Annotated in this window: 22 protein-coding genes; 15 read left to right on the top strand and 7 right to left on the bottom strand. The window is 57.6% G+C overall.

The genetic code is table 11. The annotated features are described in order from the left end of the window. Positions 1 to 220: 220 nt before the first annotated feature. Positions 221 to 1,126, bottom strand: a complete 906-nt coding sequence (gene gnd / locus ACZ5CE_RS08990; RefSeq protein ID WP_464574560.1) for a phosphogluconate dehydrogenase (NAD(+)-dependent, decarboxylating) — start codon at positions 1,124 to 1,126, stop codon at positions 221 to 223. A gap of 96 nt (positions 1,127 to 1,222) precedes the next feature. Continuing rightward, positions 1,223 to 2,341, bottom strand: coding sequence for a transaldolase (gene tal, locus ACZ5CE_RS08985; RefSeq protein ID WP_464574559.1), 1,119 nt, complete (start codon positions 2,339 to 2,341; stop codon positions 1,223 to 1,225). A 407-nt stretch (positions 2,342 to 2,748) separates the two neighbouring features. Here tal and ACZ5CE_RS08980 point away from each other — a divergent pair, with 407 nt between their 5' ends. Continuing rightward, positions 2,749 to 2,922, top strand: coding sequence for a helix-turn-helix domain-containing protein (locus tag ACZ5CE_RS08980; protein ID WP_464574558.1), 174 nt, complete (start codon positions 2,749 to 2,751; stop codon positions 2,920 to 2,922). Positions 2,923 to 3,076: 154 nt separating this feature from the next. Here the strand turns inward: ACZ5CE_RS08980 and gloB are convergent, their stop codons facing one another. After that, positions 3,077 to 3,868: a hydroxyacylglutathione hydrolase gene (gene gloB / locus ACZ5CE_RS08975; RefSeq protein ID WP_464574557.1), complete on the bottom strand. Its 792-nt coding sequence runs from the start codon at positions 3,866 to 3,868 to the stop codon at positions 3,077 to 3,079. A 140-nt stretch (positions 3,869 to 4,008) separates the two neighbouring features. Between gloB and ACZ5CE_RS08970 the strand changes: the two genes are divergently transcribed. The 7 genes from ACZ5CE_RS08970 to ACZ5CE_RS08940 are packed head-to-tail and all read left to right on the top strand — an operon-like array spanning position 4,009 to position 12,103. After that, positions 4,009 to 4,791 (top strand): class I SAM-dependent methyltransferase, encoded by a 783-nt coding sequence (locus ACZ5CE_RS08970; RefSeq protein ID WP_464574556.1) that lies wholly within the window; start codon positions 4,009 to 4,011, stop codon positions 4,789 to 4,791. Continuing rightward, complete coding sequence (rnhA, locus tag ACZ5CE_RS08965) at positions 4,788 to 5,300, top strand: ribonuclease HI (protein WP_464574555.1); 513 nt, start codon at positions 4,788 to 4,790, stop codon at positions 5,298 to 5,300. The genes ACZ5CE_RS08970 and rnhA overlap by 4 nt, the downstream gene beginning before the upstream one ends. A 53-nt stretch (positions 5,301 to 5,353) precedes the next feature. Then, positions 5,354 to 6,085, top strand: a complete 732-nt coding sequence (dnaQ, locus tag ACZ5CE_RS08960) for a DNA polymerase III subunit epsilon (protein ID WP_464574554.1) — start codon at positions 5,354 to 5,356, stop codon at positions 6,083 to 6,085. A gap of 31 nt (positions 6,086 to 6,116) precedes the next feature. Further along, a complete protein-coding gene (locus ACZ5CE_RS08955) occupies positions 6,117 to 7,481 on the top strand; it encodes a TolC family protein (RefSeq protein WP_464574553.1) in 1,365 nt (454 codons plus the stop codon). A 42-nt stretch (positions 7,482 to 7,523) separates the two neighbouring features. Further along, positions 7,524 to 8,705, top strand: coding sequence for an efflux RND transporter periplasmic adaptor subunit (locus ACZ5CE_RS08950; RefSeq protein ID WP_464574552.1), 1,182 nt, complete (start codon positions 7,524 to 7,526; stop codon positions 8,703 to 8,705). Then, complete coding sequence (locus ACZ5CE_RS08945) at positions 8,702 to 11,767, top strand: efflux RND transporter permease subunit (RefSeq protein WP_464574551.1); 3,066 nt, start codon at positions 8,702 to 8,704, stop codon at positions 11,765 to 11,767. The genes ACZ5CE_RS08950 and ACZ5CE_RS08945 overlap by 4 nt, the downstream gene beginning before the upstream one ends. 9 nt (positions 11,768 to 11,776) lie before the next feature. After that, the gene (locus ACZ5CE_RS08940) at positions 11,777 to 12,103 is read left to right on the top strand and encodes a P-II family nitrogen regulator (RefSeq protein WP_464574549.1); all 327 of its coding nucleotides are present in this window, start codon (positions 11,777 to 11,779) and stop codon (positions 12,101 to 12,103) included. A gap of 539 nt (positions 12,104 to 12,642) precedes the next feature. On the opposite strand, the gene ACZ5CE_RS08935 is transcribed toward ACZ5CE_RS08940, so the two are convergent. Beyond that, a complete protein-coding gene (locus ACZ5CE_RS08935) occupies positions 12,643 to 13,923 on the bottom strand; it encodes a PA0069 family radical SAM protein (protein WP_464574548.1) in 1,281 nt (426 codons plus the stop codon). A 283-nt stretch (positions 13,924 to 14,206) separates the two neighbouring features. On the opposite strand from ACZ5CE_RS08935, the gene ACZ5CE_RS08930 reads away from it, so the two are divergent. Further along, on the top strand, positions 14,207 to 14,698 hold the full coding sequence (locus tag ACZ5CE_RS08930) for a hypothetical protein (protein ID WP_464574547.1): 492 nt from the start codon (positions 14,207 to 14,209) through the stop codon (positions 14,696 to 14,698). Positions 14,699 to 14,965: 267 nt separating this feature from the next. Here the strand turns inward: ACZ5CE_RS08930 and ACZ5CE_RS08925 are convergent, their stop codons facing one another. Then, positions 14,966 to 15,400, bottom strand: a complete 435-nt coding sequence (locus tag ACZ5CE_RS08925; RefSeq protein WP_464574546.1) for a LapA family protein — start codon at positions 15,398 to 15,400, stop codon at positions 14,966 to 14,968. An 85-nt stretch (positions 15,401 to 15,485) separates the two neighbouring features. Continuing rightward, entirely contained in the window at positions 15,486 to 16,388 is a 903-nt protein-coding gene (locus ACZ5CE_RS08920) for a c-type cytochrome (protein WP_464574545.1), read from the bottom strand. 29 nt (positions 16,389 to 16,417) lie between these two features. Between ACZ5CE_RS08920 and ACZ5CE_RS08915 the strand changes: the two genes are divergently transcribed. From ACZ5CE_RS08915 to ACZ5CE_RS08890, 6 genes are all read left to right on the top strand, one after another. Beyond that, positions 16,418 to 16,636 carry a hypothetical protein gene (locus tag ACZ5CE_RS08915; RefSeq protein WP_464574544.1) on the top strand — a complete coding sequence of 73 codons (219 nt, stop codon included), beginning with the start codon at positions 16,418 to 16,420 and terminating at the stop codon, positions 16,634 to 16,636. 534 nt (positions 16,637 to 17,170) lie between these two features. After that, positions 17,171 to 17,602, top strand: a complete 432-nt coding sequence (locus ACZ5CE_RS08910; RefSeq protein WP_464574543.1) for a hypothetical protein — start codon at positions 17,171 to 17,173, stop codon at positions 17,600 to 17,602. Positions 17,603 to 17,862: 260 nt separating this feature from the next. Beyond that, positions 17,863 to 19,188 carry a YncE family protein gene (locus ACZ5CE_RS08905; protein ID WP_464574542.1) on the top strand — a complete coding sequence of 442 codons (1,326 nt, stop codon included), beginning with the start codon at positions 17,863 to 17,865 and terminating at the stop codon, positions 19,186 to 19,188. 134 nt (positions 19,189 to 19,322) lie between these two features. Next, positions 19,323 to 19,913, top strand: a complete 591-nt coding sequence (locus tag ACZ5CE_RS08900; RefSeq protein WP_464574541.1) for an SCO family protein — start codon at positions 19,323 to 19,325, stop codon at positions 19,911 to 19,913. Beyond that, positions 19,910 to 20,581 (top strand): DUF1292 domain-containing protein, encoded by a 672-nt coding sequence (locus ACZ5CE_RS08895; RefSeq protein ID WP_464574540.1) that lies wholly within the window; start codon positions 19,910 to 19,912, stop codon positions 20,579 to 20,581. The genes ACZ5CE_RS08900 and ACZ5CE_RS08895 overlap by 4 nt, the downstream gene beginning before the upstream one ends. Positions 20,582 to 20,802: 221 nt before the next feature. Beyond that, positions 20,803 to 22,077: a hypothetical protein gene (locus ACZ5CE_RS08890; protein ID WP_464574539.1), complete on the top strand. Its 1,275-nt coding sequence runs from the start codon at positions 20,803 to 20,805 to the stop codon at positions 22,075 to 22,077. A 33-nt stretch (positions 22,078 to 22,110) separates the two neighbouring features. Here ACZ5CE_RS08890 and putA read toward each other — a convergent pair whose 3' ends face one another. Next, a complete protein-coding gene (gene putA, locus ACZ5CE_RS08885; protein ID WP_464574538.1) occupies positions 22,111 to 25,251 on the bottom strand; it encodes a bifunctional proline dehydrogenase/L-glutamate gamma-semialdehyde dehydrogenase PutA in 3,141 nt (1,046 codons plus the stop codon). Positions 25,252 to 25,258 lie beyond the last annotated feature (7 nt).

Here is a 25,258-nt window from a genome sequence, read left to right as displayed (position 1 = left end):
TTTCGCATCCAGATCGAGCCCAACCGTGACGTTGTGAAGTTCTCGTCCGCATGAGGTAAAGAATACGTGAAGAGCACTACTTTGTCAACTTAAGTATGTAAAAAGTGTTGAATTGAATGCCGGGCCTGTCATGGCCCGGCGAAGGCATCCGGTATCCGGTTGGTCAAACCAAAGCTCCGTTACCCGGTCCTGTGCGGAAGGCATGGCATGCCGGATGGAATCATGTCTTTTTCATTTCATGTCCGCCAAACTGATTGCGCAGGGCGGAAAGCAGCTTGTTGGAAAAGGATTCCGCGTCGCGCGATTGCAGTCGCTGCAATAGCGCCAGCGTGATGACGGGCGCGGCAACGTCGAGGTCGATCGCTTCCGCGACAGTCCAGCGGCCCTCGCCGGAGTCGGCCACATAGGGGGCGATGCCTTCGAGGCGAGGATTTTCCGCGAGCGCGGCGGATGTCAAGTCTAGCAGCCAGGACTGCACCACGCTCCCGTCACGCCAGATTTCGGCCACCTGATGTAGGTCGAGGCCGAATTCCTCCTTGCGGCGCAGCAGCGCAAACCCTTCGCCATAAGCCTGCATCATGCCGTACTCGATGCCGTTGTGGATCATCTTGGTGAAATGGCCGGCGCCGGAAGGGCCGACGCGTCCCCAGCCCTTGTCGGGCGCAGGGGCAAGTGTTTCGAAAATGGGGCGAAGCTTTTCTATTACCGCTTCTTCCCCGCCTGCCATGATGCTGTACCCATTTTCAAGACCCCAGACACCACCGCTGGTGCCGGCATCCACATAATGGATCCGGTATGGCTTCAGCATTCGGGCGCGGCGCTGCGTTTCCTTGTAATTCGAGTTGCCGCCATCGATCAGGATGTCATCGGGGGCGAGCAGCGGGAGCAGAGAGGCGATCATCTCATCCACGGGAGCGCCGGCGGGAATCATGAGCCAGATCGCGCTTGGCGGTTCAAGCGCGGCGACAAGCTCTTGCAGGGTCGTCGCCGGGACCATGCCTTTTTCCTCCAGCCGCGAAAGGGTTTTCGTATCGCGGGCAAAGCCGACTACCCTATGGCCGCCCCTCATGAGCCGCTGCGCCATGTTGCCACCCATGCGTCCCAGGCCAACCATGCCGATTTCCATGCTTTTTCTCCCCTTGGTGGAATAGAAACCGAGCGGCCCCCGGTATTCCAGTCTGATTATGGGCCGCGCGTGTAAGTTTTTCCTATGCCACTATCTTCATGCCGGCGCGGGAGCGATCTCCTGCCGCTTGGCCCTGATGGATGCGAGCAGGCTATCGTACGATTTGATAAAGGAATCCACGCCGTCATCCTGCAGTTGGACGGTGATGGCGTCCAGATCGATGCTCAAGTGCTTGAGCCGGGCAATGTCAGCTTCCGCTTGTGCGACATTTTCCATTATGGTTTCACGAGCTTGCCCGTGATCGCGAAATGCCGCTAGTGTTTTGGGCGGCACCGTGTTGACCGACTCGGGGCCAATCAATTGCTCGATATACAGCACGTCGGAGTATGCAGGGTTCTTGGTGCCGGTGCTTCCCCACAGCGGCCGCTGGATGTGCGCGCCCTTGCTGAGCAAGGGCGCGAACTGGTTTCCGTGAAAGATTTCACGAAAACGGTGATAAGCCAGCTTGGCGTTCGCGATGCCTATTTTGCCGCGCAGCCCGAGCGCTTCCGCGGTGCCTATCTTTTCGAGGAGCTTATCCACCGCAGTGTCGATCCGGCTGACAAAGAACGAAGCGACGGAAACGGGCCAGTTGCCGCTTCCACCGGATGGCGTATAGCGGTTAAGCCCATCGATATAAGCCCGCGCCACGGTCGCATAATGATGGAGCGAGAACATCAGGGTAATGTTGACATTGATGCCCTCGCTGATCAATTGCTCGATTGCAGGAATGCCTTCAGGAGTAGCCGGGATTTTTATCATCAGGTTGGGCCGTTGCACCGCTTTCCACAGGCGGCGCGCCTCAGCGATGCTGCCTTTTGTGTCATGCGCGAGATAAGGGGAAACCTCCAGGCTGACAAAGCCGTCGACGCCGCCGGCTTCATCGTAAACCGGGCGAAAGACATCCGCAGCCATGCGAATGTCTTCGATGGCAATTGTTTCGAACAGCGATTTGTCTGTCTGCTCGCTGTTGGCGCTCAATGATTGTCGCAGGGTATCGTCGTAACTGTTGCCGTGCGCGATGGCCTGCTCGAAAATGGTCGGGTTGCTGGTCAGGCCGCGCAAGTGATCTTCGTCCACCAGACGCTGTAATTCGCCGCTATTGATGAGATCACGGCTGATGGAATCGAGCCATATGGATTGGCCGCATTTCAATACTTGTTCCAAGGGATTCATAATCGTCCTCCGTAGCGCTGCGGTTTAACAAGGTAACAAGGTGAACCGCGGCAAAGCCTCTTCCCGCTAATTGTGCGGCCTGCCACGATTCAGATCTTCCTTTCATCCCCCCATGATATTGGAATACTGAGGCTGCAAGCTGCCCAATATGCCTTCGCTTCGATTTCATGCCATCCGCCGATTGCGCCCGCCGGTCGCCCCCGGTGGGGCATGCGCAGGAATATGACATAAGGAATAGAGAAGCATAAAGGCCAGGATGGAAAAAGCAAAGGAAAAAGGAAGCGAGGTACAAGGTATCCTGGTTGCGACAACATTGGTTGTGACAACACAAAGCCGCGAACATTCCATGTGCCGGCAATAAAACTTGCACCTTTCTGACACAGGTCGGAGTATCGCAGGAACTGGGAATGCCACAATCCAACGTCTCCCGTCTGGAGAAAGGATCGGACATGCTGCTTTCTACCTTGCGTCAATATGTTGAAGCGATTGGCGGCAAGCTCAATCTCACCGTTAAGCTGCCAAATGAACCTCCGGTCGAGCTGAACGTATTGAGTGATCTTGTAGATCACAGTCAATCTTGAAAGATTCGCGGCACCAGGCAGGGTAACCCACTGTCGCTTTTGAGGTTAACTGCTGAGTGAAGTCTTCATGTTAAAAACCTTCAGTACGATCCGATGCAGGCTCTTGGAGCCGGGCAATTTTCTCAGCAAGCGCGGAGCGAATGCGCAGCTTGGGCTAGAAACGGTTCTTCCAGTCACGCAGCGCCGCAAAAACGCTGACTGGATCGTTTAACGGTTTATTCATCTTAGCGCTCGCGCTGCTGATCACTTCCGGCTCGTCGCAGCGCAGGAAGGGGTTGGTGGCTTTTTCCAGCCCGATAGTGGAGGGCAGGGTGGGAACGTGCTGCTTCGCCAATGCTTCCACCGCTTTTTCGCGTTCCAGCAATTCCTGATTGCCCGGCTCGACGGTTCGCGCAAAACGGATATTGTTGAGAGTATACTCATGGCCGCAATAGACTTCGGTATCCCTGGGCAGATCCGCGAGCTTTTGCAGCGACGCGACCATTTGGCCCGGGGTGCCCTCGAAGAGTCTTCCGCATCCGCAGGCAAACAGGGTATCGCCACAAAAGAGCATGTTTCCGCCATAATACGCAATATGACCAGCGGTATGGCCGGGGATATCCAGCACACGGAAGCTGAGCGTGAATTCGCGAAGATAAACCACGCCTTCGTCGCTCTCCCTGCCGGCGCACTCGCGCAGCGGATGGGTAACGGTGGGGATGGCTTCCGTGGCCGGCCCATAAACGGGAACAGGAAATTCACGGAGCAACTTTTCGTTGCCTCCGACATGGTCGCGATGGTGATGAGTGTTCAGGATGGCGGCGAGCTGTAATTTTTCGTGGCGCAGATAGTCCAGGATGGGCGAGGCATCGCCGGGATCGACTACCGCGGCGTGGCGGTGATCGCGAATCACCCATATGTAGTTATCGGCAAATGCACGAACCGGAACGATGCGCGGCAAGGTCATGTCAATAAATTATCGAGTCACGCGGGCTGTTTCAATCAGTCAATTAGCTTGGATTCGATGCGGTAAAGCATAGTGTAGCCCATTCTCCATGCGATCCCATATGGATTTTCCCTGCATATCTCTCGCCTTTGGACGATCCCATGCATAAAAAAAATAAACTGGAATGGTTCGAAAGCTGCCTGGGCCAGTATCTGCTGGAGCGGGAGCAGAACTATTTCGACCAGGCGGTGGCGGATGTGTTTGGGTATCATGCCATGCAGATTGGTTTTGCCCAATATGATTTCCTGCGCGCCAATCGCATGCCGCTGCAATTTCGCATAGGGGCGGAGGAAGGCGTCGCCGTGCGCGCGACTCCTGATTTTCTGCCTATCGAAACCAACAGCATCGATCTGGTGCTGATGCCCCATGTCCTCGAATTCAGTGTCAATCCGCACCAGATCCTGCGGGAGGTGCAGCGGGTGCTGATGCCTGAAGGTCACGTCATCGTCTCCGGCTTCAATCCCCACAGCGTCTGGGGCATGCGCGGTTTTTTCGGATCGGCCAGGGGAGGCTATCCATGGCGCGGCAATTTCATTTCGCGCCCGCGGCTGAGAGACTGGCTGACGCTGCTGGATTTCGAGATCACCCGGGACCGCATGTGCTGTTTTGCTCCTCCCTTCAGCCAGGAAAAATGGTTGAAGCGCTTCAGCTTCATGGAAACCATGGGAAATCGGTGGCCGCTTTCGGGAGGGGTTTATTTCTTTACCGCCGTGAAGCGGGTCCATGGGATGCGCGTTATCAAGCCGGAGTGGAAGAAAGTGCGCGCTGCGCGAAAAGGCATGGCCCCTGTCGCCCAGCGGCTGGATGCGCACGATGGCATCCGCCGCCCGCGAAGGGCGGCGCGCCTGAGAATCGTGAAAACAACGGCTCAAGGCGGGGAATGAAGGTGGAACAACCGGCAATGGTGGAAATCTTCACCGACGGCGCCTGCAAGGGCAACCCGGGAATCGGCGGATGGGGCGCGGTGCTGCGATGCGAAGGGCGTACGCGGGAATTGTATGGCGGCGAAAGGCTGACGACCAACAACCGCATGGAGCTGCTGGCGGTGATCCGCGCGCTGGAAGCGCTCACCCGGCCATGCACCGTCAGCCTCCATACCGACTCGCAGTACGTGCACAAGGGTATCAGCGAGTGGATCCATTCCTGGAAAAAGCGGGACTGGCACACTGCGGACAAGAAGCCGGTGAAGAACGACGACTTATGGAAAGAGCTGGATCGTCTGGCGAAGCGCCATGAAATCCAGTGGCATTGGGTACGGGGCCATTCGGGGCATGAGGGCAATGAGCATGCCGACCGCCTCGCCAACCTCGGGGTCCGCTCTGCAATGGAAGGCACGGAAGGCGTGCGCGGCGTGGAACGTGCGAGGGGAACGCCGATCCTGGGGAACGGCTGAAGCTGGACGAGGTTTGCGGCGATTCCCGGCAGATTGAGGGTGGCTGAAGGAACATGCGACAGATATTTATCGATACGGAAACGACCGGCCTGGAGCCCAAACTCGGACATCGCGTGATAGAAATCGCGGCGGTCGAGATGCACAGCCGGGGATTGACCGGCCGCCGTTTTCACTACTATCTGAATCCCGAGCGGGATATCGAGGAAGGCGCGTTGCAGGTGCATGGCCTCGATGCAGAGTTTTTGCAGGATAAGCGCAAGTTCCGTGAAGTGGCGCAAGAGTTTCTCGAATTCATCGCGGGCGCGGAGCTGATCATGCACAATGCAGCGTTCGACGTCGCCTTTCTCGATCACGAGCTGGTGCGGGCCGAACTGCAGCCGCTCGCCGAATATTGCCATTCCGTGACCGATACCCTGAAGATCGCCAAGGAACTGCATCCGGGCAAGAGAAATAATCTCGATGCACTATGCGAGCGCTACGAGGTGGATAATACGCGGCGCACGCTCCATGGCGCCTTGCTCGATGCGGAGCTATTGGCGGAGGTCTATCTTGCCATGACGCGCGGCCAGGACAGCTTGCTGATGGAACTGGAGGCGGCGGAGCCGCTCGACGCCGCGACAGCGCTTGCCCTGCGTGAGGTGAAACTGGCAGTCGTGACAGCGACTGCGGAAGAGCTCGAAGCACACGCGCAGCAGCTGGAGATGATCGAGCGCGAAAGCGGGGGCAAGTGCATCTGGAAGAGGTTGGAACCGGTTGAGCAGACCGCGGGACCGGAAATTGGCTAGCACGCAATAAAAAGAGCATCGCCGCGAGTTGGTGAACGATATCGATGTGCTGAAATTTCTCGGGGCTGTGCCGTGGCAGCGGGTTGGGGTATTTCCGCTATGTTTACTGCTGGCTTTGTGGGGGACGCCGTTGCGGGCGGAAGATGCGATCTCGTTTGCGCCGCATGTCTCGCTTACCGAAAAAGAAGCCATAGCGCTTTTTTACCAGCGTAATCTCGCGCTGATTGCGTCAAGCCTCAATATCGATAACGCGCACGCGGAAGAGATCATTTCAGCGGCAATACCGAATCCGGTATTCAGCCTGACCGTGCATGAACTGAGCCCGAGAATCTGGCGGCCGGAGGCTCGTGGCCAGGCGCTGCCTGCGGTGACGCCGCAGATACAGCAGCTCATCGAGACTGCCGGCAAGCGGCGGTTGCGCATAGAAAGCAGCGAACTGGCCACCGAGGCGGTCAACTTCGATGTGGTCGATGTTGCGCGCGTCCTCACCAATACCGTGCGGCGCAGCTATTATAGTCTTTTGCTCGCACAGAAAACCCTCCAGGTAGCCGGTGATAACCTCGAACGATACCGGGAAATCCTCCGGGTCAATGAACTCAGGCTCAAGCTGGGAGATGTCGCGGCCATCGATTTCATTCGTATCGAGGTCGAAAGCCTGAAGATACAGGGTGACCAGGATCAGGCTCGCGCAGCCCTGGACCAGGCGCGGGCGGATCTGCTGCTGTTACTGGGCTGGCCGGCAAACAGCATGGATATCGCCGCTGTCGAAGCCTGGCCCGAAGCAGCTCCGGAGATCGCGATGGCCGGGCAGGAGCGGCTGGTCGAGCGGGCGCTGGAAAGCCGGCCGGATATGAAAGCCGCAAGGGTGCGCATTGCCCAGGCCAGGAAAATGCTGACCCTGGCGCAGCGGCAGGTCATTCCCGACGTGACTGTCAGCGCGTTCTACGACCACGATGCCGGCAATTTCTTCCCGGATACCGCAGGCGTGGGGATCAGCTTGCCCATTCCGCTGTTTTATCAGCAAAAAGGCGAGATTTCCAAGGCTCGCGTGGGAGTCACCACTACCGAGCTGGCGCTGGCGCAGGCCGAACAGGGGGTAAGGACGGAAGTGCTGAAGGCTTTGGCGGCCTGGCAAAGCGCGGATGCAATAGCGCGGCGTTTTGAAACATCGGTAATCAAGCGGATCGAGAAATTGCGCTCGGCACAGGAGCTTGCCTATCAGAAAGGGGCGATCGGCGTTCTCGATCTGATCGATGCGCAGCGCAGCTACCGGGCGATAATGCTGGATTATTACAATGCCCTGGCCAACCGGAGCAAGGCGTGGGCGGATTTGCTGATGGCCTATGGAGAGGAAACCAGGAATTCGCTGCGTGGCGCGAGACGCCGCGATGGTTAACTGCCTGCACCATGATGCCCGCTGCCATTCCCGCGTGAACCAATGAGTTCGATCCTGGCAAAACGAACGGGGAGGAGCCGGCTCATCGCCCGGTATATTGCCACGGGGTTATTGGGCCTGTCGCTGCTGGCGTGCCAGCGCCAGGATGGCGGACAGGTGCCCGCCGCTCCCATCCACCCCAGGGATGAGGTCGTTCTTCCCTCGGATTCCCCCAAGCGCGACTTCATAAAAGATGTCGCCATCGAACTGGTGCAGCGCCCGATTCTGGACGCCGTGACGGGCAAGATCACTTATGACGAGACCCGGACCGCGCGCGTGTCCTCGCCGATCGCGGGGCGTGTCATTGGCGGCATTGCCGCACTGGGCCAATCCGTCCGGAAGGGCGATGCGCTGGTCGAGCTGGATAGCCCGGAGCTGGGCCAGGCGCAGTCGGACTATGCGAATGCTGCATCAGACCTGAATCTCGCCAGCCGCGCTTTCGACCGCGTGCAGGAGTTGTATGATAATGGCATTTCCTCGCGCAAGGAGCGGGAACAGGCGGAAGATGCGCTGGTGCGCGCGCGCAGCGAGGCGGAACGGGCGCGTCTGAAGCTGGCCAACCTGGGAGCTCGCGCCCGGCGTACCGACAACCGCTTCATCCTGCATGCGCCGCTTTCGGGGATCGTCACCGAGCGCAATATCAATCCCGGCATGGAAATACGCCCCGATCTGGCGGAGCCGCTGTTCGTCATTTCGAACCTGGATCAGCTATGGCTGCAAATGGATATTTTCGAGAAGGATATCGGGCAGATTCGCACTGGCGCGACGGTCACGCTGCGGGTTGCCGCGTACAAGGGAGAAAATTTTTCCGCCACCGTCAATTACATCAGCCAGGTGGTGGATGAAGCCACGCGCACCGTAAAAGTCCGGTGTGTGTTGCCCAATGTGGGGAACAAGCTGTTGCCCGCCATGTTCGCCAGCGTCATGGTACAAAGCGAAGCGAACGATCTGGCCATTGTCGTGCCGCTTACCGCGATATTTCCCGAACATGAATCCGATTGGGTCTATGTGAATATCGGCGATTACCATTATCAGAAGCGACAGGTCACTCTGGGCCCGCGTTTCAGGGACCGGGCGGTGGTTCTGGATGGGTTGAAGCCGGGTGAGCGGTTGGTGGTGGGAGGTGCGCTGCTGTTGCGTACCGAGCAGGATACGGAGCAGCAAAGTGGCGAAAGCGCACGATGATCCATAGAATCATTGCTTTCTGCCTGCAGCAGCGCCTGTTGATCATCAGCACGTCGTTATTGCTGGCCGCCTTCGGCATCGTTTCTTTCGAACGCCTCCCTGTCCAGGCTTTTCCCGATGTCCAGAATGTATTCGTACAGGTGGTGACCCAATACCCAGGCCAGGCTCCGGAAGAAGTGGAGAAACTGATCAGCCTGCCGATCGAGAAAGAAATGAACGGTCTCCCGCATATGATCAATATGCGTTCGGTGTCCATTTTCGGACTGTCCGTGGTCACCCTGATATTCGATGACGATGCCGAGGATTATTTCTCGCGGCAGCAGGTGCTGGAGCGCTTGAAGAGCGTCAGCCTGCCGGGAGACGTCAAGCCCATGCTGGGACCCCTGACGACCGGTATCGGCGAAATTTTCCGATACCGCATCGAGGCTCCTGGCGTCCCCCTGGTGGAACAGCGGGCCCTGCAGGACTGGGAGATCGAGCGGACCCTGCGGTCCGTCCAGGGGGTGGCCGACGTGGTTGCCTTTGGCGGAGGCGTCAAGCAATACCAGGTGCAGGTCGATCCAGTCAGGCTGAGGAATTACAAGCTGACCCTTCCGGACGTTTACCGGGCCATTGCCATGAATAACGCCAATATCGGCGGCGGATACCTGGATTATGGCCATGAGGCGCTGATGGTGCGCGGGACAGGTTTGCTGAAATCCGAAGACGAAATCGGAAATATTGTCGTTGCCAGCCGGGACGATGTTCCGATCTTCGTCAGGAATATTGCCGAGGTGACGATAGGCCCACAGCCACGTATCGGCATTGTCGGCTACAACGAGGCCGATGACGTGGTCCAGGGCATCGTCCTGCTTATCAAGGGCAGGAATGCCATGGAAGTGCTGAATGGCGTAAAGGAAAAAATCGACTACCTCAATAGCCATGGCTTGCCCCGCGGGGTCAGCATCGTGCCGATATACGACCGCACGGAATTGATACAGCACACCGTGCAGACGGTCGAGAAGAACATGGTGGAAGGTGCCGTGCTCATTCTGGTGGTGTTGCTTGTTTTTCTCCGCCGCGTATGGGCCTCGGCGATAGTCATCATCGTCATTCCGCTGTCGCTATTGTTTGCATTCATCATGATCGATGCGATGCATGTCTCCGCCAACCTGATTTCCCTTGGAGCGATCGACTTCGGCATCATCGTGGATAGCGCCGTGGTGCTGGTGGAGGCGATTATGGTGAAGATCACGCTGGCAATGCGGCAGCAGGCACCCGTGGCGCACATGCGCCAATCCATGCTCATGACCACCGTGGAGATGGCGCGGCCCATACTGTTTTCCAAGGCCATTCTGATTATTGCTTTCCTGCCTATTTTTACCTTTCAGCGCGTCGAAGAAAAAATTTTTTCTCCAATGGCCTTTACACTCACGTTTGCCTTGCTCGGTTCACTGCTCATCAGCCTGACCCTGATTCCCGTGCTGCTGAGCTATCTGGTGGGGCCGCGGCTGACCGAATCGCACAACCCCCTCGTGCAGGCCATGGAACAGCGTTACCACGCGCTGCTGGAAGCCGTGCTGCGCCACCCTCGCAGGCTGTTCCTGGGTGCGGGCCTGATGTTGGCTTTGTCTCTGGCTTCCTTTCCGTTGATAGGCACGGAATTCATGCCCAAACTGGACGAGGGCAACGTCTGGCTGACCATTACCCTGCCTACCCCGATTTCCCTGAGCAAGGCCAAGGATCTGGAAAAGGAAGTGCGTGCCCGACTGCTCGAATTCCGCGAGGCGAAGTCGATACTGACGCAATTGGGACGTCCCGAGGATGGTACTGACCCCAAGGGTTTCAACAACCTGGAAGTGCTCATCGATCTCAAGCCGAAGAACACCTGGCGTTATCGCAGCAAGGACGAGCTTGTCGAGGCCATGCAGAGGCGCCTGGAGGCATTTCCCGGGCTGCAGTTCAATTTTTCCCAGGTGATCCAGGATAATGTGGAAGAAGCCATTTCCGGGGTGAAGGGTGAAATTGCCATCAAGATATTTGGCGAAGACCTGGATATTCTTCAGGAGAAAGCCGACCAGATCACGGGTATCCTGCGCTCCATGAAGGGGGCCACCGACGTGGCTGCCGAACAGCAGGCCGGACTGGCGCAACTGGTGATTTCCATCAACCGGGAAAAGGTTGCGCGCCACGGGATCAATGTGGCGGATGTGGAAGATGTGATCGCCATGGCGGTCGGAGGTAAGGCCGCGACGCAAATGCTGGAAGGCGAACGCCGTTTCGACGTTTCGGTACGGCTCATCAGCTCGGCGCGCGATTCGGTTGCGGCCATCGAGGATATCACCGTGCTGTCCGCCAACGGGAGCCGCATTCCGCTGGCCGACCTGGCGGACATCAGCCTGACCCAGGGGGCTTCGCGCATCAGCCGCGAAAACAACATGCGGCGCATCGCGATCAAATGCAATCTGATAGGACGCGACCAGGGGAGTTTCGTGGCTGAGGCGCAGAAAAAGATCGGCCGGCAGGTGCATCTGCAACCGGGCTACAGGATGGTCTGGAGTGGCCAGTTCGAAAATCAGGAACGCGCGATGAAGCGGCTTTACTTTATTGTCCCCGTTAGTTTTATCCTGATTTTCGTGCTACTGTTCTGGGCATTCCGCTCGATCAGGAATGCCTCCCTGATCGTCATGAATGTTCCATTTTCGCTGATAGGGGGATTGGTAGCGCTGCTGCTGACCGGCATCCACCTGAGCGTTTCAGCGGCGGTGGGATTCATTGCGCTGTTCGGCATCGCGGTGCAAAATGGCGTAATCCTGCTATCCCAGATCAATTTACTCAGGCGCGAAGGCGTTCCGCTCGAAGACGCCATCATGCAAGGTTCCGTCAGCCGGCTGCGTCCCGTGGTGATGACGGCCCTGATGGCAATGCTGGGATTGCTGCCCGCGGCGCTATCCACCAGCGTGGGATCGGAAACGGTCAAACCCTTTGCCGTGGTGATCATCGGCGGGCTGGTCACTGCGACGCTGCTGGTCCTGACCATGCTTCCCGCCCTCTACCGTAAATTTGAGAATCCACCCTCCTGAGGCCTCTCGATGAAAGAGATCCGCGCTTATATCGAGCCTTTCATGCTGCTGAAGGTTACGCAGACACTGCTTGAGATACCTGATTTCCCCGGCATGAGCGTGACCGACTGCGAAGGCTTCGGGCGAGTCAAGTTCATCGTTGGCCGGGATTTTTCGCCCTATGTGCCAAAAAAGCGCATAGAGATTTTTGCCTCCGATGATCTGGTGGAGCGCATTGTCAATGAAATCATGGTCGTAGCCAATACGCATCAGCACGGCGCGGGCAAGATATATGTTCTCGATGTGGTCGAAAGCGCGCGTATCAGTACCGGCGAACGAGGGAAGGAGTGTACTTAGGGAAGCGCTGAATAGATCTCCGCTGGCGCGGCGGTGGCTTTGCGGGATGGGGTGCGCGAAAGGCGACGACGCGAATGGTGCGACCGCGCAGGGCAAAGCAGTGTCTTCCGAAAGGAAGATGCGACCCCGTAGCGGGATGCCTGCGCCCCAACAAAACTGTGGTGCGGTCGAAGCATCCCCTCCGCTGCCCGATCCCCGCTCTGCGGGGCCCCTCGGGCGACGCTCCGGGGCGCTCCTTCGCCAGGGGCCTGACAAGGCAGGCCGCTCGCAAAACCCCACCCCATAAGGGTTGTGATAAAATCGGGCGCTCACTGCGTTGCGCTCCTTGGCATCGTAGTCCCGGCTACGACCTGCGTCGCGCGTCTTATGATCATCCCGATTTTACCAGCAACGCGCTCAGCGAGGATTTATTCAGCGCTTCCCTAGGACTCCTTACATTTGCAGGCCCCGGATGAAGTCAATTGCATGACAACCGGATCGTTTTCCGCATGCCGGTTCTTTCCACCCGCGGAGCTGGGGCCATGCCAGATCAGAACCATTCAGAACAATTCGATTTGCCCATCCGTCTTCGCGGCCTTGCGGCCTCCACGCCCGGCGGGAAAAGCTGCTCCGGCCGGTACCGGTCCCACTACCGGCCGGAATAGCGGAGGGCTAAAATGCGAGACATCGAGCGCGGCGAAGCGGTCTTGGCGCACATTGAGGCCGATCCGCGCCACACATTTTTCGAAGCGCTGGCGTATCATGTCCGCCCAGACACCCTCACCGTGCATGCGCCTCCCAAACGAGGCATCGTAATCCTTGCCGCCACGCATTTCGCGCACCCGGTTCATGACACGTTGCGCCCGCTCCGGAAAGTGCGCCTCCAGCCACTGCTGGAATAGCGGGCTGACTTCCCATGGCAGCCGCAATACGACATAGCCAGCGCTGACCGCCCCGGCTTCTGCCGCTGCCGCCAGCACTTTTTCCAGTTCGGGTTCGGTGATAAAGGGAATTACCGGGGCGACGCTGATCCCCACGGGAATCCCTGCATCGGTCAGCGTGCGGATCACGCGCAGGCGGCGTGCCGGCGCTGCGGCACGCGGTTCCAGCGTCCGGGAAATGGAATGGTCCAGCGTGGTGATCGTGACCGCCGCGGCGACCAGCCGCTTTGCCGCCATGTCGCGCAGCAGGTCGATGTCGCGTTCGATCAGCGATGATTTGGTGATCAGCGCGACCGGATGCCCGCACTCGTGCAGCACTTCGAGCACGCGGCGCGTCAGCCGCAGCTCGCGCTCGCAGGGCTGGTAGGCATCGGTATTCACGCCAAGGGCGATCGGTTCGGGAATATAGGATTTTTTGGCCAGTTCCTGCCGCAGGAGCTCCGGGGCATTGATTTTTGCGTAAATTTTGCTCTCGAAATCCAGTCCCGGCGACAGGCCAAGGTAGCTGTGCGTGGGCCGGGCAAAGCAGTAGATGCAGCCATGCTCGCAGCCGCGATAAGGGTTGAGCGAAATGCTGAAAGGTACGTCGGGAGACCGGTTGCGAGTCAATATGGTTTTAGCGCGTTCCTCGATGACTTCTGTCTTCAGAGCTGCGGGCTGTGTATCTTCCTGTTCTCGTCCGCTTGCTCCGCTTGCCCCTGGTTCTGCGTCGCCTCGGGCATGGCTGGGATCACCGGGCGGATGCGCTGCTTCCAGTGCGGACCAGCCGTCATCCACCGCTTCACGTGCCAGCGCCTCATACCGCCCTTGCAGGTTGGAAACGGCACCACGGCCCTTGCGGGCTTTCAGGGGCCGCGGGATGAAGGCTGGGGATTCGATAGTGGGATCGTCGTCAGACATGTCGGGTTCGTTGCTATATATCTGCATTCGTGACGTTACCATGGCAGGCAAGCGAAGGAAACCGGGACCGGGAGCTCAGCTGCCTTCAGCCATTTTCCAGGGAATGTGGCGCAATGGCTGGCTCTCTGGCCGATGCTTGACATTGCGGCGGGTTCACAGCAGGATGATCAAGGAAGCGCTGAGCCAATCCCGGCTGGCGGCGGCTTTGCGGGGTGGGATGCGCGAAAGGCGGCGACGCGCATGATGGGCTCGCGATATGCTACGGTTGATGGGGGAAATCATCATGAAGCTGACAACTTTTGCCGTCCTGTTATTGAGCGCAAGCCTGGCCGGCCAGGCTTGCGCTCAAAACACCTCCTATCCGAAAGATGTCCGTCCAGCGCGTGCTCCGATGGAGCGCCCGCCCGCCGATCCAAGGATCGCAGAACTGGAGATGGTGCTGAAGCAGGTGGACCAGGAGCGGCAGGCGGTGTACCAGCAATTCCAGATGACGCAGGAGTTGCGGCGCAACGAGATACAGGATAACAATCCACAGGTCATCCAGGGGGCAAACATGACCTCGATCATGCCCTACGCCAGCGGCGGCCTGAGCGGCAATCCACCGGTCAGCTACGATGATCAGGTGCGGCTGCTGAGAGAGCGCCAGGAACGCATTCAGCAATATGGCCAGGACTTGAATCGCCTGTATTCACGTTATGCGGAACTGGGCGAGCAGCGGCGGGCTCTGTTCGATCAGCTCATGGAACTGACGAGGAGCAGCGCCGGTGGGCAATAGCTCCGTGTCCCATACGGATTATCCTGAATCCGGCAGCAACTGCAGAATGGGTGGAGTGAAACGCAACCCATCAAAAAACATATACTCAGCGCCAGGAAAATGATGAGTTACGCTTTGCTCCACCCATCCACCCATCCACCCATCCACCCATCCACCCAGGCTAAAGCTGACCGGCTAAGCCGATAGATTTAAAACTTGGAATGGAAAATAAAAAAGCGGGCAACTACCGGATTTGGGATCATGTGCCGCAATCCTGGTCCGGCGATCTCATTCCTTTGGTTTTTCGCCGTTGTTGCCGAGAAACAGCGATTTCAGGTCAAGATGAGGCGGAGGTTCTTCCGGCAGCGGCTCGGGGCTGACTCGTGCAAGCTCTTCCTTGAGCCTGGCCACGCGCTGCTCCAGTTCGGCCTTGTCCGCTTCCAGCTTGTTCACCTTGCGCCGCAATTGAGAACTTGACCACAGCCTTTTGATCATTCCCGGCCAGGAAACCAGCAACGCGATAGCTGCCCCGACCGCCATCGCGAGCAGCAATACCATGGCGAGCGAGCTGTCGAAGCTCCACAGGCCCAGGGTGACGGTCACAGTCATATTGTTCTGCAGAGCAAAGGCCACTGCGGCGATGGCGACGGCGATGCCCAGTATTAACAAAAGCTGCATGCTTGTCCCCCGGCCCTGGTTGTCTTCGTGCTTCCTGTCGCGCATGAGCAATTTCCTGTTTTGGCGGAGCGCGGCTCCTTTCTTAGAATAGAGAATAGCGGACTCCGGCATGCGGATATCCCGCGATGGATCAGGGTACGCCTGCAGGGTCGTATTTGGCAATACTCATGGCTTTCAGATAAGCGATGAGCTCCTCGATGACCTGTTCGCGCCGGGGTATTTCCTTGCCCAGACCCGGCATCGTCGTATTGTACCGGATGCTCTGCGGATTCTCGATCCAGCGCTTCAGGTAGCCAGACTGGATATACTCTGTCACGCTGACCGGAAAATTGAGTTCCGGCCCTTTGGTTCCGCCCTCGCCATTGATGGCGTGGCATGCCGAACAGTATTTCCGGAAATGGACGAACCCGCGTCGCGCCTGTGAGGATGCATCCTGAGGTGGGGTCATTTTCGGGAAGGAATCGCCGGATTTGAGCTCCACAGCCCTGATCTGGTAGGGCATGTCCGATGCGCCGGATTCGAGCAGCGCTTCCGAATTCACGTTGTCCCATACCAGGTAAAGCGGTCCCAGTTGTACCAGTTCGTTGTTTTGCAGCGTATTGACCATCATGAAGGGCCTGCCATCGTCATGCGCGAAAGCCAGGAAGGCTTCGTGTTCGGCAAACTTTGCCACGGGGACGCTGGCCCGGTATCCGTCGCTGGACAGGAATACAATCTCCTTCGCTTCTTTCCACTTATTCCCGAAAACCGCATCGAATACAGACCGGGCCGGAAGCACCCGGTAAACATGTTTCCCGCCTTCGTGCGGTTCGAAGACCTGCAACGAGAGGGGTGGCGCGATAGCCTCCAGGTCGCCGAGCGACAGTACCTTCACGATCTGGCTGTTATCCATGAATTCGATATTCCCGCCATCCTGCACGGAGGCCGGCGCGGATGCGGGAGCAGGCGCGGGCGGGGAGGACTGGGCGGCCTGGGCGGGTAAGCCGTAGAGCAGCAGGAGAATGAGTGGAATTCGCGATATTCCTGTGTTCATGGCATTTCCCTTTTTCCGTTCATTTATCCGTGCCCCTGCATGTCCCGCTTTCCGTAAGCGGAAAGCGCATCCAGAAACGCAACATTGCCCGTTATCGCACGGATGATCAAGCGCAGGCCGCCGGGGCGCCATTTCGGCAAAGCATGCGGATTCAGGCATTCCCCGCAATCGCCATCATCACCATCATCATCACCATCACCATCACCATCACCATCACCACCAGCGCCAGAGATATGTTTTTGTCATAATCCAGGCTCGACAGCGTTCCATGCCCGGTTCAATGATTCAGAGAATACCTTTGAACATGCAGGAGCAATCGAATTGCATTCACATCGCGCCACGGAATAATCTGGTTGGCATTAAAACATGTTTTAATTGGAATAGCGTGATTTCATATGCATGTAACATGAGTATGCGATGCTTGTCATGTGTTCTGATGATTTGGACGGCCTGAACCGGAGTTCGACGCCAAGTCCACACAAAAATCTCTTTTGCATAGAGAACCCTCACCAGGCAGGTTTTATCCTGAAGCCTGCCGACCTCGACGAAACACCACGTTTCGAAATAAAAACAATAGCTTAAAAAACGGATAAGGCGGAAGCTTTCCGTCTCCGCCAGGCTCGGTCCTGGCATAGGGGCCCGTATTGCCGGAACCTTCATGACGACGCCTGCAAAAACCGTATTCGGTGCCTGTCAGGTCTATTATATGACAAATAGATTTATTTGCTGAGGAACGCCTGGTAATTCAATGCATGCTGTTTTTTTATAGAGAGGAAAATCCCATGAATATCAGATATCGCACATTTTTGATCGCAGCCATTGCTGGCCTCCTCGGCGCAACCGGAGCGAGCGCGCAGGAATCCTATTTTGAACGGGAACAAAGGTTGAGAGAAGAGCATGCGAATGGTGGATGGAAGTCTTCAGGGCTGGAGGAAACACGCAGGATAGCGCGCAATTCCACGCATGAGGCGCATGAAGTTTGGGCAGCCGTCGCGGACAACACAGTGTACACGCCAGAAGCGCAACGGATGGCCAAAAGCAATGGGGATACCGGCCATGAAAGCGTGAAACCGGAGGAAACACGCAGGATATCAGGAAGTCCTGCCCAGAAGAATCGGATAACCCCTCCCGATACGCGCGAGTACTCCTATGCCGGCGATGTGACCCCGCACAGGGCGGAGATCCGGGAGCACAAATCATCAAAGGGCCTTTGATCATTGCATCCACCAGGTCCTGTCCGCGTCAGGCCGAAAGCGAGGCATCGAAAACGCAAATCGGCTGCGGCAGGAACATGATCCGGGTTGAAAAGGGTTCGTTAGCGAACAGAAGCCAGCATGGCGCGGTTCCCGTCAGGAAGCCGCCCATGGCGGGTTCTTTCAAGCAGTTGTCATTGATGCATCCATAACACCATCAATACTTTTTATTTTCAATTTTTCAGGGGATTCATATGTTTTCGATTAAAAGAATATTGCGAATGCTTCAACTGGTTGCAGCATGCATCCTGGCGCTATCCACCGGCGCGGGCGGCGCAAATGCCCAGCCGCCACTGCCGCTTTATGATTATCCGACTGTTTACAACAACTATATTCAACCCATAGCCACCGCCATCGATTACCACACCGCCATGATCTATCTGTTCAACTACGAGCGGGACAAATTGATCATCGTGGATCCAGCCAGCATCCACGGCTGGCCGGGGGACGTTCCGCTGCAGCATACGGTGGTCATGCCAGAGGGAAACAGGATATACATCACGTCGGACAATACCCAGGATCATCCATCGTACATCATCGCCCTGAATGTCGACAATATCAACTGGGATGCGGGAACGGCTTCACTGTCGCTGGATTCGTTGATAGCGGCGGATACCCCCAACAAACCCGGCGAACTGCCTTTCGTCCAGCCTACCAACCGTAACCAGGCGGTTCCCAACTGGCTGATCGGGCGAGGCACCCAGATACATGGCCCCACGTTGTTGCCATACTCGGATTTTCTCTATTTCACCGAGTTCACATCGGACAGGGTGCGCGTGGTCAATCATAAAACGAATCAGCTCGCGAGCGTGGATCCTATCGTCATACCGGGATATACGGAGCAGACGCACGGCGTCAATTTCAACAAGTCCGGCACCGTTGGTCTGGGCACGGGCTATTTTTTTGACAACAGCGTGATCGACGTCTACCGGTCCAACAGGGAAACCGGAGAGCTGCACGCCGTCGGCCAGATCATGCTGGGAGATGAGAAGAAGCATGCGGCATTCACCCATTTCGTGTACTGGCTGGACGAGCGCTATGCGGTAACCGCCTCGATGCAATTCGACAAGACTTCCCTTACGCCATCGAGCACCAGTTCCATCATTCCGCCCAGCGTCTGGCTGCTCGATACGCTGGAAGGAACCGCGAAGAAAATCGTCGAGACCGCCTATAGCGCAAACGACAACGGAGTATTCCGCTCGGCATCGGATATTGCCGTTGTGAACGGCAAGCTCTATATCGCAGAAGAGGATACGCTGGACTACACGTTCGCGAATGACGGTTATATATCGATATTTGATCTGACCGATCGCACCAAGCCCAGATTCATAAAGAGGCTCAAGCCGGGATCCGGATTGCCGAACGGCTATACCGTCGCGCACACAATCAGCCCGACTCCGGATAACCGCTATCTGATGGTGGCAAGCTGGGTTTCCGGATATGTGCTCAAAATCGACACCGCGACCGATACCGTCACCAAGGTGTGGGGACCGAGCGACGGCCTTGTGAAGCCGCATGGCATATTCAGCGCGGGCAGCCTTCGCTGATTCTCTCCTTATCTTCATCCGACTCATCCGTTTTTCCTCCGCGGTTAAATCCCGCCGCGGCGGGGATGGGCCGGCTCGGACGGCACCAATCCGGACATTCCATTCAATAGAAAGGGACACAAAGGACTTCAAAAATGAAACATGGAACGATGCGTTGCCTTTTTCACGCCGCTGTCATGCTATCTGTTTTTTTCTTCGCCGAAATCATGGCGGCACCGGTTGTCTTGCAGCGTCCGGTAGCTTTGCGGGCTGAAACGATGGCGCATTTGAAGCAGGTACGCGCGGGCGATGGCAATCAATGGCAACTGCTGGTTTTTGGATTCACGCACTGCAAGGATGTATGTCCCATGTCACTTGCCAATACGGCGATGCTGGTCAACGCCGCCGCGGCTGAGCGAATCAATCTGAATGGGATATTCGTAACCGTGGATCCGGACAGGGATACCGATGCCATCTTGTCCAGATACACGAAAAGCTTCGGCCCCGACATTGGCTATCTTCGCTTCGAAGGCGAGGCGCTGGAGCGCTTCAAGGCCGCGTTCGGCGTGGAGGCTATTTTCTATGCGAAGAATGCCGGCAACCACCTTCATTACCAGGTTGACCACAGCACTTCGGCATTCCTGATCGACCCGGAAGGGAAAATGCGGGTGATATTCGATGTATTGCAGGATGCGCAGAGCATCACCAGGATGATGAAGGAAAACAGGAGCCTCTTCAAATCATGAGATGGGTGCCGGCACTGTTGTTCCTGATTGCTGCCGGGAGTCCATGGGCCATGCAGATCGATGCTGATCCCCGAACCATCATATCGTCCATGGATAAAGCCCTGCTTCCGGAACTTGATATTCTGCGCGTGACAACCGCCATTTCCGGGGATGGTCAGGTGGTATTCCAGGTCAAGACCAGGGGAGAGAGGATAGACGGGGACGATGGCGATTATCTGCTTCTGCAGGTATCCGGAGAACGCGCGCATATTCTCCTTATCCCGATAAACCAGCCGAAGGGAGATGGCCTGATCTACGAGGGGCTGCTCCAGCCAGAAGATCGGAGATTGCCGCAAACATTCGATAAAGCTGACGAAAAGGGACTGCATCCGGGGTTCAGCGCCAAACACATATTGCACGGCGGAGAATTCAGCATCCCTGTCGAGTGGATGGATTTCGGCAGCGATTTCAGTTTCGATGCGTATACCGTCAAGGCGGATATCCGTGGAAATACGCTGACAATTGGTGAAATACATGATTGGGCGAGAAAAGGCCGCGAGGAAAAACGGATTTCCGCCATCGCGCTGCTCAATAAGCTCTGCGCGCCGGGACGGGCTGGACGGTTTCCTTCCGCTGGCGCTCCCTACTCCGGTTCATTTTCCCTGCAACAGAATCCGATCGCGAAATAAGCGTCGTCCCGTTCCCCGAGGCCCGTGCAGCCTGGGATGAGAGCCAAGGGCGGTCAATGCCGGATTCAACTCGACACATGATATGCGAACGGCATTAGTGGGCAAATTCCCTTCACCACCGATTCTTTGGGAGAGACATCATCATGACTGACAGAAGATCGTTGCGGAAACCGATGAAAGAGCACAGGAGATCGACAGATTCGTCAATACGGGGGTTTGGCATGAGCAAGGAAAAAAACCGGTCCCCCGTCCGCGCCTTGATACTGGCAAGCCTGGTCACGGGGATGCTGGCTACTGCTTCCGAAGTCCATGCGCTGAACGGCCTGGGGCATGCGAATACCAAACCCCGGTGGACTATCGATGAAACCAAGTGGTTTACGCTCGGCGCCGGTTTCCGCGGCTCAGGCGTATGGGCGGAAAACCCGGAAACCGGCAATTTTCATAATACCTTCCGGATCGACAACGCCCGCGTCTTTCTCAATGGGCAGATCCATAGGTATATCAAATTCGAAAGCTACACCGACTGTATTTTTTGCAATAACACCCATCCGAACGATAATCCCAGGATGTCCTATAACATCCTGGCCGCGATAGGCAAGGTCGAGATCAACCGTTTCATCAATATCTGGGGCGGGCGCATGCAGATACCCACGGAACGCGGTGAACTGAGCGGTCCATTCCACCAGTCCACCCACGATGCCTTCAAGACGCCTTTTTTTCCACAGGATTTCAGCACAAAATTTGGCAGTGGCGGCGCCGGCCGTTACGGACATGACGATGGCGTCACCTTTTGGGGAAATATCGAGCCTGGCTTCGTGAGGGGTACGCTCGGTTATGCAGGGGGCATATACAGGGGGTTGCAGTCTTCCACTCCCATGCAGAAGGGGCCAAACCAGGGAAACAGCATATCGTGGGCAGGGCGTCTCACTTACAATTTCTGGAACCCGGAAAAAAATCCGGGCTATTACACTCGCGGTACTTATTTTGGCAACGCTGGCGATATCCTTGCACTGGCGGTCGGCGCTTCGTACCAGAAAGAGGGGGCAGGTTCATTCGCGCACCGCAGCGATTTCCTGGGCCTCGTAGGGGATGCGGTGCTTGAAAAAGTCCTTCCCAAAAACATGGGCGTGGCAACGATCAACGCGGAATACAAGCAATTTTATGCCAATTATTCTCCCCTGGCCTTCGCCGACCCGGATTGCTTTTGCATATTCGATGGAAAATCATGGACAGTTACCGGTCTTTATCTAGTTCCTGTCATGATCGGTATCGGCAAACTCCAGCCCTATGGAAGATACACCAGTATTCAACCCGACCATAGCAGCAAACGAGAGGAAATCGAGGGGGGCGTGAATTATGTCATCGATGGCTTCAATGCGCGAATAGCGGCCTATTATCAGCACGGCGATCTTCGCACCAAGGGCGCGGACTATTCGCCCGATGCGGCTGGTGGAAAAGCGGATGTTTTCAAATTTTCCTTCCAGTTGCAGATGTAGCAGGCACATTTTTCGTACCCTTTTCACTTTTTATCATGCAGATGTATTCAGCAGTGTGACATCCCCCCCCACGGCGGCGGTATTGACCGTTATGGTTTTTTCATTGGCAAAGCGTTGCAGGTAATGGGGTCCGCCCGCTTTGGGTCCGGTTCCCGAAAGACCCCGGCCTCCGAACGGCTGAACGCCGACCACGGCGCCAATCATGCTGCGATTGATATAGACGTTGCCTGTTTCCACCTGCTGCGCTATTTTCGCGGCTTCCTGTTGCAGGCGGCTGTGGATTCCGCAGGTGAGGCCGTATCCGGTTCCATTGACCTCCCGGATGATGCGGATACGGTCTTTGGCCGCATAGCGGATGACGTGCAGGATGGGGCCGAACACTTCTCCGGGCAGGCGGGAAATGCAGTCGATTTCATACGCTGCCGGTGCGATATACCATCCCGCCAGCCCTGTTCCCGCGGGCAGGGGCGCCTGCCCGATCAGATTGCCGAAGCCTTTGAGCCGCTCCACATGGCGGGCGAGCGATTCGAGCGCGGCGGCATCGATAACCGGGCCGATGTCGGTCGAGATTCGGCGCGGGTCTCCGATGTGCAGTTCCTGCAATGCGCCGCGCAACAGCTCCATCACCCGGCCGGCGATTTCTTCCTGGACATAAAGCACGCGCAGGGCGGAACAGCGCTGCCCGGCCGAGCCGAAAGCACTGAGCATCACGTCATCCACGACCTGTTCCGGCAGGGCGCTTGAATCCACCAGCATGGCATTCTGGCCGCCAGTCTCAGCGATAAAGGGAACGATGGGGCCGTCTTTTGCCGCCAGCGCCCGATTGATGAGGCGCGCCACTTCCACCGAGCCGGTGAACGCCACGCCATCCACGCCGGCGTGGGCGATGAGTGCCGCGCCGACATGCCCGTTTCCCGGCAGCAGCGCAATGGCGGCGGGCGGAATGCCGGCTTCCAGCAGCAGGCGCACCGCCACGAAGGCGATCACCGGGGTCTGCTCGGCAGGTTTTGCAATGACGCTGTTCCCTGCCATCAGGGCGGCGGCGATCTGGCCTAGAAAAATCGCCAGGGGAAAATTCCATGGGCTGATGCATGCGAAAGTACCGCGCGCCTCCATCACCAGGCGATTCTTTTCGCCCGCGGGACCTGGCAGGGTCAGCCCCGCTTCTTCGAACAGGCGCTTGCCTTCGGCGGCATAGTATCGGCAGAAGTCGGCGGCTTCGCGCACTTCACTAAAGGCATCGAGCAGCGTTTTCCCGCCTTCGTATTGCAGCAGCCCCGCGAGGTGCGGCCCATCGCGTTCGATCAGGTCTGCCGCGCGGCGCAATGCCGCAGCGCGTTCCACGGCAGGCGTTGCCCGCCAGATTCCGCATCCTTCGCGCGCTGCCGCAAACGCCGCCTCGATATCGTCCGGTTCGGAATTCCATACCTGTGCGATTGTTTCCCGCGTATCGCAGGGGCTAAGGTGCTCGTGCCTGGTCTCGCCGGGATGTCCCCAATGCCGGGTTTTTCCGTTGATGAGAGGCGTCACCGTGAGGTTGCGCCATGAAGGGGAGGGTGGGATCTGAGCCAGAAAACCGGTTCTTGCCGTTTCCACAGAAAAATCGATTCCCGCCGAATTCCTGCGCATCGTCCCATACAGATCCCTGGGCAAGGGAATCCGGGAGTTGCGGCGCGGGTGAGCTTTGGCCGCTTTTTCTACCGGATCTTCCAGTGCTGTAAACGCCATGGCCTGTCCGGCTGTATCCCTGCTTTCGCCGATCTGATGCACGAAAGAGGTGTTTGCGCCATTTTCCAGCATGCGGCGGATCAGGTAGGGCAGCAGGTCCTCATATCGGCCCACCGGTGCATAAATGGTGACAGGAACGCCGCAGTCGGCCAGCACCTTTTCATGCAGTGCTTCACCCATGCCGTGCAGACGCTGGAATTCGAAGTCCCATGCCTTCTCGTCATTTTCTGTCCGATCTCTCCCGATTCCCGCCATATCCAGCACGGCAGCGACGGTAAGGGCGTTGTGCGTGCCGAACATCGGGTGGATGCGGTCGCGCAGCGCCAGGAGCTTCTGCGCCGCCGCCAGATAGGAGAGATCGGTGTTGGCCTTGCGCGTAAAGACGGGGTAGTCGGGCAGCCCCGCAACCTGGGCACGCTTGATTTCCGTATCCCAGTAGGCGCCTTTCACCAGGCGCACCCGCATCTTCCGCCCGGCCTCGGCGGCCAGATTGCCTATGGCGTCGATCAGCCGGAAACAGCGCTTGTCGTAAGCCTGTATGGCAAGCCCGAAGCCATTCCACTCCCTCAGGTCCGGCAGCATGGCGACGGCGGAAATGATCTCCCAGGATATTTCCAGCCGCTCCGCCTCTTCGGCATCGACCGTCAGCGAAATATCATATGCCGCAGCCTTGCGGCAGAGTTGGCCCAGCCGCTCCACGATCTCCGGCACGCACCGGTCCCGTTGAGTCCACACGTAACGCGGGTGAAGCGCGGACAGCTTGACCGATATGCCTGGGTTTGCCTTGGTATCCTTTGCCGCACCGATGCTTTCCGCCGCCTCCAGGTACCTTTCGAAATACCTGTCGGCATCCGCGGTGGTACGCGCCCCTTCGCCCAGCATGTCATAAGACAGGTGGTATCCCCGGCGTTCCCATTTTTTTCCAGCGCAAAGTGCGCCGCCGATATCTTCGCCCAGCACGAACTGCTGCCCGATGCGACCGATCGCCTCTTCCATGCCCTTGCGGATCAGGGTGCGTTCGAAATCGCCGGGCGCATCCCTCAGCACCCGCCGCGCCAGGCGCATGCCGATGCCGGCCAGCCTCAACATGCCCCCCGCCTTGCCTCTCGTTTTCCACTTCGCCGCGGCGACCTTTTCCGCGATCAGCGCATCTGCGGTGGCGGCGTCGGGTATCCGCAGCAGGGCCTCGGCCAGGGTCATCAGCGCCAGGCCTTCCGGGCTATTCAGCGGATATTGCGCAAGCACCGTTTCAATATCGCCCAGCCCGCACTTGTGGCCACGAATGTGGTGAATGAAGCTTTCCGACTGAAGCCGCACCCGCTGCACGCGGGCGCCATCCCATCCACCCTGCCTGTCCCATTCAAGGGCGGAAAGCAGGATATCCACGCAGGCGGTTTCGTCATGGAGATGGTCGGCTGCAAAAGGAGGGTGAAATGAGGAATCCATAAGGATT

Source organism: Nitrosospira sp. TNL200 (assembly GCF_055386305.1).
The sequence above is the reverse complement of the archived record's forward strand: the minus strand, read 5'-3'. Positions and strand labels throughout refer to the sequence as shown.

Coding starts and splice junctions, on each gene's coding strand:
- gnd (WP_464574560.1), bottom strand. CDS start 1,126: ATGGAAATCGGCATGGTTGGCCTGGGACGCATGGGTGGCAACATGGCG.
- tal (WP_464574559.1), bottom strand. CDS start 2,341: ATGAATCCCTTGGAACAAGTATTGAAATGCGGCCAATCCATATGGCTC.
- ACZ5CE_RS08980 (WP_464574558.1), top strand. CDS start 2,749: ATGCCACAATCCAACGTCTCCCGTCTGGAGAAAGGATCGGACATGCTG.
- gloB (WP_464574557.1), bottom strand. CDS start 3,868: ATGACCTTGCCGCGCATCGTTCCGGTTCGTGCATTTGCCGATAACTAC.
- ACZ5CE_RS08970 (WP_464574556.1), top strand. CDS start 4,009: ATGCATAAAAAAAATAAACTGGAATGGTTCGAAAGCTGCCTGGGCCAG.
- rnhA (WP_464574555.1), top strand. CDS start 4,788: ATGAAGGTGGAACAACCGGCAATGGTGGAAATCTTCACCGACGGCGCC.
- dnaQ (WP_464574554.1), top strand. CDS start 5,354: ATGCGACAGATATTTATCGATACGGAAACGACCGGCCTGGAGCCCAAA.
- ACZ5CE_RS08950 (WP_464574552.1), top strand. CDS start 7,524: ATGAGTTCGATCCTGGCAAAACGAACGGGGAGGAGCCGGCTCATCGCC.
- ACZ5CE_RS08945 (WP_464574551.1), top strand. CDS start 8,702: ATGATCCATAGAATCATTGCTTTCTGCCTGCAGCAGCGCCTGTTGATC.
- ACZ5CE_RS08940 (WP_464574549.1), top strand. CDS start 11,777: ATGAAAGAGATCCGCGCTTATATCGAGCCTTTCATGCTGCTGAAGGTT.
- ACZ5CE_RS08935 (WP_464574548.1), bottom strand. CDS start 13,923: ATGTCTGACGACGATCCCACTATCGAATCCCCAGCCTTCATCCCGCGG.
- ACZ5CE_RS08930 (WP_464574547.1), top strand. CDS start 14,207: ATGAAGCTGACAACTTTTGCCGTCCTGTTATTGAGCGCAAGCCTGGCC.
- ACZ5CE_RS08925 (WP_464574546.1), bottom strand. CDS start 15,400: ATGCGCGACAGGAAGCACGAAGACAACCAGGGCCGGGGGACAAGCATG.
- ACZ5CE_RS08920 (WP_464574545.1), bottom strand. CDS start 16,388: ATGAACACAGGAATATCGCGAATTCCACTCATTCTCCTGCTGCTCTAC.
- ACZ5CE_RS08910 (WP_464574543.1), top strand. CDS start 17,171: ATGAATATCAGATATCGCACATTTTTGATCGCAGCCATTGCTGGCCTC.
- ACZ5CE_RS08905 (WP_464574542.1), top strand. CDS start 17,863: ATGCTTCAACTGGTTGCAGCATGCATCCTGGCGCTATCCACCGGCGCG.
- ACZ5CE_RS08900 (WP_464574541.1), top strand. CDS start 19,323: ATGAAACATGGAACGATGCGTTGCCTTTTTCACGCCGCTGTCATGCTA.
- ACZ5CE_RS08895 (WP_464574540.1), top strand. CDS start 19,910: ATGAGATGGGTGCCGGCACTGTTGTTCCTGATTGCTGCCGGGAGTCCA.
- ACZ5CE_RS08890 (WP_464574539.1), top strand. CDS start 20,803: ATGAGCAAGGAAAAAAACCGGTCCCCCGTCCGCGCCTTGATACTGGCA.
- putA (WP_464574538.1), bottom strand. CDS start 25,251: ATGGATTCCTCATTTCACCCTCCTTTTGCAGCCGACCATCTCCATGAC.